Genomic DNA, 339 nt, shown 5'->3' with positions numbered 1-339 from the left:
GCTGCGCTCAGCGCCGCCGCCAGCAGGGCCAACGCCACCGAGGTCCACCAGATCACCTCGTAGCTGCCGGTGGCATCGAACAGCCGGCCCGCCCACCAGGCGCCGAAGAAGGCGCCGACCTGGTGGCTCAGGAAGACGATGCCGTACAGGGTCGACAGCTGGCGCAGGCCGAACATGCTGACCACCGCGCCGCTGGTGAGCGGCACCGTGCCCAGCCACAGGAAGCCGAACACCGATGCGAACACGAGTGCAGAGGCCGGTGTCAGCGGCAGCCACAGGAAGATCACCATGGCCAGCCCGCGCGCGAAGTAGAGCGCGGCCAACAGCCCCGTGCGGGAA

At 69.6% G+C, this 339-nt stretch carries 1 pseudogene; it reads right to left on the bottom strand.

Annotated elements, in window-relative coordinates:
* Window positions 1-323, bottom strand: a pseudogene (locus FLQ44_RS19910) (MFS transporter); the annotation flags it as partial.
* Window positions 324-339 lie beyond the last annotated feature (16 nt).

It is taken from the genome of Vogesella mureinivorans, assembly GCF_007644035.1.
In the GTDB taxonomy this organism is placed as follows: domain Bacteria; phylum Pseudomonadota; class Gammaproteobacteria; order Burkholderiales; family Chromobacteriaceae; genus Vogesella; species Vogesella mureinivorans.
The sequence above is the reverse complement of the archived record's forward strand: the minus strand, read 5'-3'. Positions and strand labels throughout refer to the sequence as shown.